The following is a 13,784-nucleotide window of genomic DNA, read 5'->3' as shown; positions in this document are numbered from 1 at the left end:
ACAACAGAATGAAAATCACGGCTATCGAAACGGTGCAGCTTCCGCACCTCAACAACATAGTGTGGGTGCAGGTCCACACCGACGAAGGCATCGTCGGGCTTGGCGAGACCTTCCGCGGCGCAAATGCGGTCGCAGCCTATATCCATAGCGATATAGCGCCGCTGCTTCTTGGCCAGAATCCGCTGGAGATCGACCGTATCTCCAAGCTGCTGCTGGAGCCCTATGTCGGCTTTCGGTCGTCGGGCGTGGAAATCCGCGCCGCCTCGGCGATAGACATCGCGCTCTGGGATATTTTTGGCAAGGTGACCGGCCAGCCGATCCACCAGTTGCTCGGCGGCTTGTCGCGGCAATCGATCCGCACCTACAACACCTGCGCCGGTTACACCTATAACAAGAGCGGTGCACGCCGATATATTGGTGATGCCGACGAGGCGAAGGAAGGGCCCTACGAGGACCAGCTTGCCTTTCACAGGGATGCAGGCGCACTCGCTGAAAGCCTTTTGTCGGAGGGCATCACGGCCATGAAAATCTGGCCCTTTGACCCGTTCGCCGTCGCATCCGGCGGAAACTTTATCCATGCTGGCGATCTCGACAAGGCGCTGGAACCGTTTCGCCAGATACGCGATGCGGTTGGCGACCGGATGGAAATCATGGTCGAGTTCCATTCCATGTGGGATTTGACGTCGGCTCTGGCCATCGCGCGCGAATTGAAAGCCTTCCGGCCTTTCTGGTCGGAAGACCCGATCAAGATGATGAACCCGCAGGCGCTGGCCGTTTATGCGCGCCAGTCCGGCATTCCGGTCTGCGCCAGCGAAACCATGGCCACGCGCGCGCAATTTCTGGATGTCCTGCGCGCTGATGCTTCCGATTATGTCATGCTCGATATTTCATGGTGCGGCGGGCTTTCGGAGGCGAAAAAGATCGCCACCATGGCCGAGGCATTCCAGCGCCCCATTGCGCCGCACGACTGTACCGGTCCGGTGGTTTTTGCGGCTTCCATTCACCTGTCGCTCAATGCTCCGAATGCGATCTATCAGGAATCCGTCCGCGCCTATTACACGTCCTGGTATCGCGATCTGGTGACTGTGATGCCGCGTATCGAGAACGGCGTGATCTACCCGTTCGAGGGGGCAGGTCTCGGGCTGGAACTCTCCGATTTCGTGCTCGATCATCCCGATGTCATCCGGCGGAAAACAGAGACTGAATGATGGGACCATTTCGCTGCATAGCCGATCTGCGCGGGCAATTGATGGAAAGTCCGGTCTGGGATGACCACAGGGGAACACTTTTCGCCTGCGATATATACGGGCGCCGCATATATGAAATCGACATTGACGCCGACATAGATACCGGTCGGGGCGTGCTTCGTGAATGGTCTTTTGCAAGCCAGGTGGCAAGCCTTGGATTGACCGAAAGCGGACGTCTCGTGGTGGCGCTTTCGCGTCAACTCATTCTGTTTGATCCTGAAACGGGTAGCGAGGAACCGCTGTGGTCCGCCTATGACGAGCCCGCCACCTCCCGCCTCAACGATGGCAAGGTTGGCCCCGACGGTGCCTTCTGGATCGGTAGTATGGATGGCCGTCCGCAGCGCGAAGCCATCTCGCGGCTCTATCGGGTGACCGGCGACGGCAATGCATCCGTGAAGGCTGAGGGTTTCGAGATTTCGAATGGTCTGGCGTGGACGGCAGATGGCAGAACCATGTTCCACACGGATTCACGCGGACCGTGGATCGACCGTTACGACTTCGACCCTGAGACCGGTGACATAAGCGGGCGCAAGCGCATTCGCGATCTCGATGAACAGAGCGGCAGGCCGGACGGCGGTGCCTGCGATGCCGAGGGCGCTTATTGGAGCGCGGGCGTATCTGCGGGTGTCCTGAACCGCTTCGACTGCGAGGGCAATCTGCTTGAAAAGGTTCCGGTACCGGTTCCGGCTCCGACAATGCCCTGCTTTTGCGGGTCTGATCTGACGCTTCTGGCCATCACCTCGCATCGCCAGTTGCCGGAAGCGGCTCTGGAGGCGGCCCCCCGGTCGGGCGGTGTGTTTCTGGCGCAGGCGTCAGTTGCCGGGGCCCCGGTGACCCGGATGAGGGGAGCGTAGCGTGGTCGCTAATCTCCTCCTAAATATTTGTTTTGAATTGCATTTTTTCCGAAGGCTGTTTCGCCCCCTTTGGAATACGCTCTGATCGGGAAGGTAGGGAAATGACAAGAAAGACCTATGGTGACCTGCGCTCGGCGCGCTGGATGCTGCCCGATGACCAACGCTCGTTCGGCCATCGTTCGCGCACCATGCAGATGGGATACGATCCGGTCGACTGGGAGGGTCGTCCGATCATCGCCATCATAAATACATGGTCGGAGGCCCAGCCTTGCCACATGCATTTCAAGGATCGGGTGGAATGGGTCAAGCGTGGCATCCTGCAAGCCGGCGGCTTCCCGATGGAACTGCCTGCATTGTCGCTGTCGGAGAATTTTGTGAAGCCGACAACTATGCTCTATCGCAACCTGCTGGCGATGGAGACCGAGGAGCTTTTGCGCTCGCATCCGATCGACGGCGCGGTGCTGATGGGCGGCTGTGACAAGACCACGCCGGGCCTTGTCATGGGCGCAGTCAGTATGGGACTGCCATTCATCTTCCTGCCTGCCGGGCCGATGTTGCGCGGCAATTATGCCGGCAAATATCTGGGTTCCGGCACGGATGGCTTCAAATATTGGGACGAGCGCCGCGCAGGCACCATTTCCAAGGAGGAATGGCAGGGGATCGAAGGCGGCATCGCCCGGTCCTACGGTCATTGCATGACCATGGGAACCGCATCGACCATGACCGCGATTGCCGAAGCCATGGGGCTGACGCTTCCCGGCGCGTCATCGATCCCGGCTGCGGATGCCAATCATCAACGCATGTCCACGCAATGTGGTCGCCGCATCGTCGAGATGGTCTGGGAAGATTTGACGCCGGAAAAGATCATGACCCCCGCCGCGATAACCAATGCGGTCACTGTCGCAATGGCGACGGGTTGTTCGACAAATGCCATCATCCATCTGATCGCGATGGCGCGTCGGGCGGGCGTGCCGCTGGAACTGGATGATCTCGACCGTATCGGGCGCACGACGCCTGTGATCGCCAATATCCGGCCTTCCGGTACCACCTATCTGATGGAGGATTTCTATTATGCAGGCGGGTTGCGGGCGCTGATGAAGCAGCTTGGAGACAAGCTCGATCCTTCCGCCGTGACCGTGACCGGCAAGCCCCTGACCGACGGTCTGGAAGAGGCTCACATCTGGAACGAGGACGTGATCCGTCCGCTTTCCAACCCCGTCTATCACGAGGGTTCGCTTGCGGTGCTGAAAGGCAATCTCTGTCCCGATGGCGCGGTGATAAAGCCCGCAGCCTGTGATCCGCGCTTTCACCGCCACAAAGGCCCGGCGCTTGTTGCGGACAGCTACCCGGACCTGAAGAAGATCATAGACGACCCGGATTATCCGATGACGCCGGATACGGTTCTGGTGCTGCGCAATGCCGGCCCGCAGGGAGGGCCGGGCATGCCGGAATGGGGCATGATCCCCATGCCGAAAGCGCTTTTGAAGTTGGGGCTGCGCGACATGGTGCGGATTTCGGATGCGCGCATGTCGGGAACGAGTTTCGGTGCCTGTGTTCTGCATGTTGCGCCGGAATCCTTCATCGGCGGCCCGCTTGCCCTGCTGAAGACCGGCGACATGGTCGAACTCGATATTCCAGCCCGCAGTCTCAACATGCTGGTTTCCGACGAAGAACTGGCGGCACGACGCGCGGCCTGGCAGACGCCGCAGCCCAAATATGAGCGCGGCTACGGCTTTGTCTTTTCCAAGCATGTCGAACAGGCCGACAAGGGCTGCGATTTCGACTTCCTGAAAACCGATTTCGGCCGTCCTGTCGACGAACCGGTCATTTATTGAGAGGCGGCTTCAATGTCAGATTATGTGCTTTCCGAGGAAACGCGGGCGAAGCTGAAGACGGTTTCGACGGCGTCCGTTGCAACGGCGCTTTATAAGCGCGGCCTGCGCAACCAGTTCATTCAAGGCGTGCTGCCGGTGGCGCGAAAGCGGGAGAATATGGTCGGTCAGGCCTTCACGCTGCGCTATATACCGGCGCGTGAGGACCGTAATCCCATCACGGTTTTTCGCAATCCGGATCATAAGCAGCGTGTTGCGATAGAGGCATGTCCGCCCGGTTGCGTGCTGGTGATGGATGCACGCAAGGATGCGCGTGCGGCGACGGCTGGGTCGATCCTCGTGACAAGGCTCGCCTTGCGCGGTGTGGCGGGCATTGTTTCAGACGGCGGCTTTCGCGATGTCAGCGGGATCGGCGAGCTCGATATGCCAGCCTATTGCGCAAAGCCTTCTGCACCGACCAATCTGACGCTGCATGAGGCGGTGGATATCAATGTGCCGATAGCCTGTGGCGATGCGGCGGTGTTTCCGGGTGATGTGCTGGTGGGAGATGCCGATGGTGTGATGGTCATTCCGGCTCATCTTGCCGATGAAATCGCCACCGAATGCATAGGCATGGAAACCTATGAGGATTTCGTGCTGGAAGAAGTGCTGAACGGCGCCACCATTGTCGGCCTCTATCCGTGCACGAAGGAAGAGACCGAGCGCAAGTTCCAGAAATGGCGCGAGCAGAAGGGCCGTTGATAATCAAAGGGAGGCGTTGCGCCTCCCTTTTTCATGCAGCTTTGTTACCGTGCTTTAGTAAAGCACGTTCTTGGCTTCCGGCTGGTCGATATTGTCCTTGGTCACGACAACGGCGCCCGTATCGACAACCTTCTCGACCTTTTCCTTGTTCAGCACCTTCAACAGGGTTTCAATGCCCTTTTCGCCCATCTGGTAGGAACCCTGAACGACGATGGCGTTGAGCGTGCCGTCCTTGACGAATTCCTGCAGGTCCTGATTGCCGTCAAAGCCGATGGCGGTCAGCTTGCCGGATTTGCCTGCCTGCTTGATCGCGCGGCCCATGCCGATAGCGGTCGGCTCGTTGGCGCCGAAGATGCCGACGAGATCGCCATTGGCCGCCAGAACGTCGGTGGTCTGGTTCAGGGCCGTCGCCATCTGCGACTGCGAATAGTAGGGGCCGACGATTTCCAGCTTGGAATTGGCCTTGATGTAGTCCACGAAGCCGCCGACGCGGCCGATTTCCGAGCCAGCGCCCGCAACATAGGACATGACGGCGATCTTGCCGGTCGTGCCTGCCTTGTCGATCAGGGCCTTGGCTGCGGCTTCACCGGCCTTGCGGTTATCGGTGGCGAGGAACGACTGGTAGTATTTGTCGCTGCCATCGGCGAGCTGCGAGTCAATGATGACGACCGGAATGCGGGCTTCCCATGCCTTCTTCACGGCAGGCGTCAGCGCGTCCGGGTCGGACGGGGCAAGCAGGATTGCATCCACTTTGCGGTTTACGGCATTTTCCACCATGTTCACCTGATCGGCGATGGCCGATTCAGCCGCCGGACCCTGGAAGGTCATGGTGTGATCCTTGGAATCCTTGATCGCAGCTTCGGCACCCTTCTGGACGTTCTGCCAGAAAGTCGAGTTCACGGTCTTCACGATAACGGCGATTTCGCCCGCCGAAGCGCCTGCCGCCCCCGCAAGCACAAAGGCCGAAGCCATCAATGCAGAAACCAGTTTACGCATGTTTTCCTCCTGTTATCGAGCTCTTGGCTCTACCCTTTTCCGGAATGCCTGACGCATTCCGTCTCCCCTCTCATCGGCGGTTGCGCATCTGGTCGATCCATACCGTGACCAGAATGACGAGGCCGATGATGATCTGCTGTGTGAAAGCGGAAATGCCGTTCATATTGAGGCCATTCCGCAGGATTCCGATGACGAACGAGCCGATGAACGTGCCCGAAATCGTGCCGACGCCGCCGATCAGCGACGTGCCGCCGATAACCGCGCTCGCAATGGCGTCGAGCTCATAGGCGACGCCTTCATTGGGCTGTGCAGTCACGAGGCGGGACATGAGAACGCAGCCCGTCAGACCAGCCAGTGTTCCCGAAACGACATAGGTGAAGGCCGTCACGCGGGCGACATTGACACCGGAAAGCCGTGCAGCCTCGGCATTCGATCCGATGGCATAGATGTGGCGGCCAAGCACGGTGCGGTTCAAGACGAGTGCTGCCGCAATCGCGATCACGATCATCAGCACCACCGGGTAGGGGATGCCGGGAAAGGTGACGACCGGAAAGCCCTGTTCGTCGATGCTCTCGATGCGAAACAGCGAGCCGTTGCCCAGCACGCCGAAGGATTCGCCAAGGCTGGAAACGGCGCGCGCGCCGGTGATCTGAAGCGCCACACCGCGCGCAATCAGCATCATGCCGAGCGTGGCGATGAAGGGCGGCAGCTTGAGTTTTGTGATGACGACGCCGTTGATGAGGCCGCAGAGTGATCCCGTCAATATGCCGAGCAGCATGGCGAGCGGGATGGGCATCGAAAGGTCCTTGACGGCAAGGGCCGCCACCACACCGGCAAGCGCCAGAACCGAGCCGACCGAAAGATCGATGCCGCCGGTTATGATGACATAGGTTGCACCGATGCCGAGAAACGCAATTGACGTCACCTGCAAGGCGATGGTCATCGCATTGTTGACGGTCATGAAGGCGCTGCTGGTGACGGAAAAGATCGCCGCCAGAATGATAAGGCTGCCGACAGCCGCAAATTTCTGGATGATATCCTTCTGACGGTCGCTGAGCCCTTTGGATTTTGCCGTTTGCTGGGGCTTGTCCGTAGTGATTTCGGCCATTACTGCGTCCTCATTTGTCCTGCCGCCCCCGACCGGAGGCATAGGTCATGATTTCTTCCTGCGATGTCGCAGCCGTGTTCAGGACAGCGGTGATGCGTCCCTCGTGAAAGACCGCCACGCGGTCCGAAAGCCCGAGAATTTCCGGCAGCTCCGAGCTGATCAGTACAATGCCGATACCCCTTGCGGCCAGTTCGTCCATGATCTGGTAGATCGCAAATTTTGCACCGACATCGATGCCGCGCGTCGGTTCGTCGAAGAACATGATGCGCGGCTCGCGGAACAGCCATTTGCCGATGATGATCTTCTGCTGGTTGCCGCCCGACAGCAGCCGAACGGGCTGGGCCAGTCCCGGCGTCTTGATGTTCAGAAGATCGACGTAGCGCTGGCTCGCCTGCCGCTGTCGTTCGAAATCGATCACGCCATATGAACTGCTGACCGCTTCCATATTGGCGAGCGTGAGATTGGCATCGACCGGCATCTTGACGGCCAGTCCTTGCGCCTTGCGGTCTTCCGACAGATAGGCAATGCCTGCCTCGATGGCGTCGCGCGGGCTGGAGATGGACAGCGTCTCGCCTTCAAGCACAATGGTTCCGGCATCGTGTGGATCGGCGCCGAAGATCGCGCGCGCCACTTCCGTACGCCCCGCGCCCATCAACCCGGCAAAGCCAAGGATTTCTCCGCGCCGAAGTTCAAAGCCGATATTCTCGAAGACGCCGCTCCGTGTGAGCCCCGCAACCGAGAAAATGACTTCTTCCGTTGGTTTTCTTGTCGGTTCCGGAAACTTTTCATCAAGCGAGCGCCCGACCATTCCGGCCACGATCTCATCGACGGTGACGGCGTCAAAGTCTTTGGTCCAGACATAGCGCCCGTCGCGCAGGATGGTGACACGGTCGACGATCTCCGCCATTTCATCGAGACGATGCGAAATATAGACGATGCCGGTGCCTCGCGCTTTCAGTTCACGGATAACCTTGAACAGAAGCTGTGCTTCCTGCTCGGTCAGCGAGGAAGTCGGTTCGTCCATGATGAGGACGGAAGCATTGAGCGAGAGCGCCTTGGCGATTTCGACCATCTGGCATTGGGCGACCGACAGGTTCAGCACCTGTGCCGACGGATCAATCTTGACGCCAAGCCGGTCGAGGCAGCGCTGTGCATCTTCCTTCAGCTTGCGGCGGTCGACAAAGAAGCCACGTTTCGGCTCGCGGGCGAGATAGATGTTCTCGGCAACGCTCAAATGCGGAACGAGGTTCAGTTCCTGATGGATGATGGCGATGCCTGCCGCTTCCGATTCAAGCGTGGAAGCAAAGCGAACAGGCTGGTCACGATAATAGATCGTCCCGCCATCCGGCTGATAAACGCCGCTGACGATCTTCATCAAGGTCGATTTGCCAGCACCATTCTCGCCGCAGACGGCATGGACTTCACCCGCCCGCAATTCAAAGCTGACATTCGACAAGGCTTTGACGCCGGGAAACTCCTTGGACACTGAATCCAGCTTCAGCAATATAGGCGCGGTATCCGCGTGCGCTGTCGCTGACGGCAATCCTCCCATCGCGCTTCCTCCCTCGCGCAAAGTTTCGTCACCTATGAATGAAGGAGTAGAAGGCTGCCGGTTTCTGGTCAAGCCAGTTTTATGCAGGCGGCAAAAATATCATGCAACGGCGATTGGAATCTGCGGATTTTCTGCGATGGAACGCAATTGGCCTGACCAAACGGCGATTCTACAGTTTTACCTGCATTGTGAATCATTTACTGAAGCGAAGAGAAAAGCCTTTTGCCAACGGCTAGAGCGGTTCCGGTTAAAACGGAGTCGTGGGAACCGTTCTAGCTATTGGTTTCGTCGCATTATCCTACGCATCGAAGCGGGATCAGAAATCAGTCCAGTGGACTGATTTCCCCGCGTAGGCGCTTCGCACTTTTGCTGGAGATGCTCTAGAAAAGAGCGCATCACTACTGCAAATCTCACAGTATCGCAGTATTTTATGCGGCTGCCTCTGGAAAGAGGGGCGGTTCCTTTCTATCATTATATTCCGAATATCTGATCCTGAGGGGCAGTTTTGTATTTTGAAATAATTACGGTCGTGCTGTTGACCATCCTCAATGGTGTTCTCGCCATGTCGGAGCTCGCAGTGGTGTCCTCCCGCCCTGCACGACTGAGGGTAATGGCCGACAAGGGTAGCCGGGGTGCCCGCATGGCCATGGAGCTTGCCGATAATCCCGGTCGTTTTCTGTCCACCGTCCAGATCGGCATCACACTGGTAGGCATCCTGTCGGGTGCGTTTTCCGGCGCAACGCTGGGCGCTCGCCTTTCCGGCTGGCTTCTGGGTCAGGGTTTTTCGCCTGCTCTCGCCGATGCGCTCGGCGTCGGTTCGGTTGTCGTGGTCATCACGTATCTGTCGCTGATCGTCGGCGAACTCGTACCGAAGCAGATCGCGCTGCGTGAACCGGAAGCGGTTGCAAGCCGCGTTGCCCCGACGATGGCGCTGCTGTCCAAGGCTGCCGCCCCTCTGGTCTGGCTTCTGGATATGTCGGGACGTCTGGTCCTGAAGCTGCTTGGTCAGTCGGGCAAGTCGAGCGACGGCGTGACCGATGAAGAGATCAAGTCCGTCCTGGCCGAGGCCCATAGCGCAGGTGTGATTGAAACCGGGGAATCCCGCATGATTGCGGGCGTGATGCGTCTGGCCGACAGAACGGCGCGCGGGCTGATGACGCCGCGCATGGATGTCGAAATGATCGATGTAGACGACAGTTTCGAGCAAATCCGCGAGCAACTGCGGAATACCGGTCGCTCCCGTCTTCCGGTGCGCGGCGAGAATTCCGACGAAGTGATCGGTGTCTTGCAAGTGCGCGACTTCTTCAACCAGCTATCCTCCAAGGGCAGTGTCAATCTGCGCGAGATTGTCAGGGACGTTCCGGTCGTGTCGGATTTTTCCGATGCGCTTGACGTGGTGGAGGCTATTCGCGGCACGCCCACCCATATGGTGCTCGTCTATGATGAATATGGCCATTTCGAAGGAGTGGTCACCGCAGGCGATGTGATGGAAGCGATCATCGGCGCCATGCAGGAGGACCATGTCGAGGAGAAAGCCATCGTGCGCCGGGCGGATGGTTCTTACCTCGTCTCGGGCTGGATGCCGATTGACGAGTTTTCGGAATTCCTGCGTTTCCCTATCGATGAGGATGCGGAATACAATACAGTTGCCGGGCTGGCGCTTGAGGAGATGAAGCATCTGCCGGATGTGGGTGAAACCTTCACCAAGAACGGTTGGGTGTTCGAAATTGTCGATCTCGACGGACGCCGGATCGACAAGCTGCTGCTGACTGCGGAAGTCTCGCAGACCGAATAATTTTTCGCGAGAGCCGTTCCGGTTTTGTCTGGATTATTGAAAATGCTCTGAAAGCGGCACGTCGGGCGATGTGCCGCTTCCGCAGAAGTATCGTACTGGCCGAAGTATCGTATTGATTGAACCATTACGCTATTGGCATTTTAGATTGTATGCATGTTATACTTGCAAGTCGGGGGGCAGGTTTGCTGCCATTCCTTTTCGGCCAGGAACTGGAGGGGCGTTCCCGATTGGAAAAAGCTGAACGTGCTCTGGCCGATGGTGGCGTATAAATGGGGTCGAGGACAGCATACTGGCTTCAACTGGCCAGGTCGGCATATGGCAGGCAGAACAGCCCGATAACCGACAAGATACTCGCGGACCAGCTCAGGGACATTTGCGAGGGCACGCGCTTCTCGATGCCCATCAGCACGATTCTGTCGATGCTCATTTTGCTGGTTCAGGTGGCGGAAGGGTACTTCTGGGTATCCATTGTCTGGTTTGCGCTGGTCAATATCATCAACGCGCTGCGATTCATCGATGCAATAGCCTACTACCGGAGTTCGGCTGCGCCTGTTGAAGATGTTGCTGTTTTACAGCGCCAGCTCACTCGGTTCCAGTTGCTCGCGGCCTTGTCGGGCCTGCTATGGGCCGGCCTGGCCGTTCTTTCCCATGGATACACGGACCCGCAATCGTCGGTATATCTGGTCATTCTTGCCGGTATTTGCGCGGGCGCCGTTACCTACGGCTCCTCCTATGCTGCCGTGGCAATCAATTTCATAACGCTACCGCTTGTCGTGACGGCAGTTTGCCTGGCTTTGCAGGCCGATCTCCAGCATGGCGTGCTTGCTTTTTCGGTCGTTCTTTTCTGGTTCGGGATTACCCGCGGCGCCCTCCTTGGGCAGCACAGGTTTATCGAAACCAGCCGACTGAAGCACGAGGCCAAGCAGACGGCTGATGAAATGGCGCTCAAGTCCCAGGAAGATCCGCTGACGGGGCTCTTCAACCGACGTGGTCTTGAAACGTCCATTCGCCTGTTTCCGGTGAAGGACGGCCCGTTCATCGTCATGCTGATCGATCTCGACGGTTTCAAATCCGTCAACGATACCTACGGCCACAAGATAGGCGATGATCTCCTTGTCGCCATTGCGCAGCGCATCCGGCAGGTTTCGCCCGAGCGATCCGTTTTGGCGCGCATTGGTGGCGATGAGTTCATACTTCTTTATCCCGAGCCGGCGGCGAAGATCGAGGCTGGACTGGTGGCCGCGCGCATTATCGGTAGTTTGACCGCCCATTATCAGGGTATTCTGTCGGTCGAAATCGGTGCTTGTGTCGGCATCTGCCGGCTTGAGCGTCTTGATCCGGTTGAAATGCTGCTGCGGGCCGATTTCGCACTTTACGCGGCCAAAAAGCGCGGCCGCAACGAGTATTACTTTTTCGAGAAGCGCCTTCAGCATGAGTGGGAGCGTAAACAGAGCATCGAGCGTGATCTGCGTATCGCGATCGAAACCGGACAGATACAAACTTACTTCCAACCGGTGGTCGAACTTTCCAGCGGGCGTATGATTGGTTTCGAGGCTCTGCTGCGCTGGGATCATCCACAGCATGGCGCAATCCCTCCACCGGAAATCATCGACGTTGCCTGTGAGGTGGGCGTGGTGCGACAGCTCACGCACAATGTGCTCTTCAATTGTTGCGAGATGATCGACAAGCTCACCGAGGGCGGGCGCAATGATCTGACAGTTGCAATGAACCTTTCCCCTCGTGAACTGGCAGGCGGGCGCATTCCGCATGAAATCCTGTCCCAGATGGAAAGACGCGATCTGTCGATTTCCATGCTTGAAATCGAGATTACCGAGGAGGCTCCCTTCGATCAGCGCGGGATGAGCGATAGCCTCGGCGCCCTGTCGGACGCGGGTGTTTCCATTGCACTTGACGATTTTGGTACCGGCTTTGCCACCTTTGCTTCATTGAAGAAGGGGCTCATCACCAAGATCAAGATCGACAAGGTATTTGTACGGGGAATCGCCGAATCCGAAGGCGATCAGCACATCGTGCGCGCCATGGTGGAGCTGGGAGACGCCCTCGGGATCAAGGTCACCGCCGAAGGGATCGAAACGGAGGAAGACCGCGACACTCTTTGTAAACTCGGCTGCAACAGCGGGCAGGGCTTCCTGTTTGCATCGGCTTTGCCGATGAATATGGCTCTGGATGCTCTTGCGCGATCAAGTGCCGGCTCACGGCTCGATCAGGCTGTCCGGTAGTTTGGGCGGGTAATCCATCTCGATTTCGTCGAGACCGTAAATGGGGTTCTTGAGGTTGGGGCCAGTCACAACGGGGCGGATCTTGTATTTCCCGACCGCCAGTCCTTCGGGGAAGAATGATGAATAGGCGTCTTCATCGTTGACCGGGTGATAAATCACATACTGTCCGCCCCGCTTTTGCACGGGATTGTCGTCGAGCGTTTCGCTCATTCCCGGTTCAAGCGTCTTGTTGAAGAGGTCATAGAGCTTGTGCGTGGCCTGCCGGCCGTCCACAGATGTGAAAATCAGGTGCAATTCACCGTAGTTGAGTTCTATGGCTTCGCGACTTTCATTGGCCAGCGACAGTGTGAACAGGTGCTTGTAGTAATCCTGATCCTTGTCGACGCCGCCGTAATCTGCGAGGCCGAGCTGCAAGGATTGCGGCTTTTGTCCGTTTTCGGCCTGCCATACCGCAAGATCATAGGCTTCTTTCAGGGATATCCAACCCTCCAGCGGTCCGGCTTTGCCCTGATAGGCGATCTTCATCCAGTCGTCACCGGCATAGGCAAGCTTGCGCACCTTGTCGTCCTTGCTCAGATAGACGTTTGTGGCGCTTTGCTGGTCAGGATTGCTGTATAGGGTCAGCTTTTCAATAGGAACTTCCCAGCCCTGTTCCGTTTCATCCGGGGCTATGGGCGTTTCGAGAATGCTGTTTCCCTGCGGGTCATAGATCACCATGCGCATGGGTTTTATCAAGTAGGGCCAGCCGGACATCTGCTCTTCCGGGCGCGATTGTTCCACAAGCCGCACCGTCTGGTCGTGATCGATCGACAGGATGTCTACCCGGCTATAATGCCCGTCCAGACTGCAACTGCTTTTGATGAGCTTTCGCTCCGGGATGCGCCCGACATTCCATAGCTCGCCGCAGTTCAGTTTCCCGCTAAGTTCGTCTTCGATTATTAGAGGAGAAAAGGCTTTGACCTTCGGATTGTAGAGATAAACGGCAACGCCGACGTCAAGGCTTCCCGCTTCACGGGCGCTTAAGGCGAAATCGCTGTATCCATCGAAATCATAGTCGGCGATTTCGAAGCCAACCGGTCCGTCCAACCCGGTGAGCCAGTCGGAATCCAGCAAAACGAGATTCGATCCATCGGGCTGGATCAGAACATAACCCTCTTTGTGTCTCTCGATATGCGCGCTCACGCCGGGTTCTGGCAGGAGGCGAGGCAGATTTTCTTCCGCATGCGCAAGATTCATCTGGCTCAGGGGTAGAAATGCCAGAGCAGTTCCGAGTACCACAGGGTTGAAAAATCGTCTCATCGCCATCTGCTTGTTTGATGTGGTCAGCTTTGCTTACACGAGGCGTGGCCGAAACGGGAGTTGTTCTTTCCTGTCATCCAAGCTTGGTCGCAAACCAGTTGAGATGTTATGGTCACCTCG

At 57.7% G+C, this 13,784-nt stretch carries 10 protein-coding genes; 6 read left to right on the top strand and 4 right to left on the bottom strand.

All coding sequences use genetic code 11. The annotated features are described in order from the left end of the window. Positions 1–8: 8 nt before the first annotated feature. The 4 genes from ACYSN1_RS16770 (at position 9) to ACYSN1_RS16755 (ending at position 4,674) form a co-directional block, all read left to right on the top strand. Positions 9–1,208, top strand: coding sequence for a mandelate racemase/muconate lactonizing enzyme family protein (locus ACYSN1_RS16770; protein WP_461726733.1), 1,200 nt, complete (start codon positions 9–11; stop codon positions 1,206–1,208). Beyond that, positions 1,205–2,101, top strand: coding sequence for an SMP-30/gluconolactonase/LRE family protein (locus tag ACYSN1_RS16765; protein WP_461726732.1), 897 nt, complete (start codon positions 1,205–1,207; stop codon positions 2,099–2,101). The genes ACYSN1_RS16770 and ACYSN1_RS16765 overlap by 4 nt, the downstream gene beginning before the upstream one ends. 101 nt (positions 2,102–2,202) lie before the next feature. After that, positions 2,203–3,936: an L-arabinonate dehydratase gene (araD, locus tag ACYSN1_RS16760; protein WP_461726731.1), complete on the top strand. Its 1,734-nt coding sequence runs from the start codon at positions 2,203–2,205 to the stop codon at positions 3,934–3,936. A 12-nt stretch (positions 3,937–3,948) separates the two neighbouring features. Further along, on the top strand, positions 3,949–4,674 hold the full coding sequence (locus tag ACYSN1_RS16755) for a ribonuclease activity regulator RraA (RefSeq protein WP_461726730.1): 726 nt from the start codon (positions 3,949–3,951) through the stop codon (positions 4,672–4,674). Positions 4,675–4,728: 54 nt separating this feature from the next. Here the strand turns inward: ACYSN1_RS16755 and ACYSN1_RS16750 are convergent, their stop codons facing one another. The 3 genes from ACYSN1_RS16750 to ACYSN1_RS16740 form a co-directional block, all read right to left on the bottom strand. Further along, positions 4,729–5,670 (bottom strand): ABC transporter substrate-binding protein, encoded by a 942-nt coding sequence (locus tag ACYSN1_RS16750; RefSeq protein ID WP_109987463.1) that lies wholly within the window; start codon positions 5,668–5,670, stop codon positions 4,729–4,731. Positions 5,671–5,740: 70 nt separating this feature from the next. Continuing rightward, entirely contained in the window at positions 5,741–6,778 is a 1,038-nt protein-coding gene (locus tag ACYSN1_RS16745) for an ABC transporter permease (protein WP_461726729.1), read from the bottom strand. 10 nt (positions 6,779–6,788) lie between these two features. Further along, complete coding sequence (locus ACYSN1_RS16740; protein WP_461726728.1) at positions 6,789–8,330, bottom strand: sugar ABC transporter ATP-binding protein; 1,542 nt, start codon at positions 8,328–8,330, stop codon at positions 6,789–6,791. 505 nt (positions 8,331–8,835) lie between these two features. Here ACYSN1_RS16740 and ACYSN1_RS16735 point away from each other — a divergent pair. Both ACYSN1_RS16735 and ACYSN1_RS16730 read left to right on the top strand, forming a co-directional pair. Next, positions 8,836–10,125, top strand: a complete 1,290-nt coding sequence (locus tag ACYSN1_RS16735; protein WP_461726727.1) for a hemolysin family protein — start codon at positions 8,836–8,838, stop codon at positions 10,123–10,125. A gap of 395 nt (positions 10,126–10,520) precedes the next feature. After that, positions 10,521–12,365 (top strand): putative bifunctional diguanylate cyclase/phosphodiesterase, encoded by a 1,845-nt coding sequence (locus ACYSN1_RS16730; protein WP_461726726.1) that lies wholly within the window; start codon positions 10,521–10,523, stop codon positions 12,363–12,365. On the opposite strand, the gene ACYSN1_RS16725 is transcribed toward ACYSN1_RS16730, so the two are convergent. Further along, entirely contained in the window at positions 12,339–13,664 is a 1,326-nt protein-coding gene (locus tag ACYSN1_RS16725) for a hypothetical protein (RefSeq protein ID WP_461726725.1), read from the bottom strand. The two genes, ACYSN1_RS16730 and ACYSN1_RS16725, sit on opposite strands and share 27 nt — an antisense overlap. Positions 13,665–13,784 lie beyond the last annotated feature (120 nt).

Source organism: Brucella sp. LJL56, from assembly GCF_054871705.1.
This window is presented reverse-complemented; position numbering and strand designations above follow the sequence as displayed.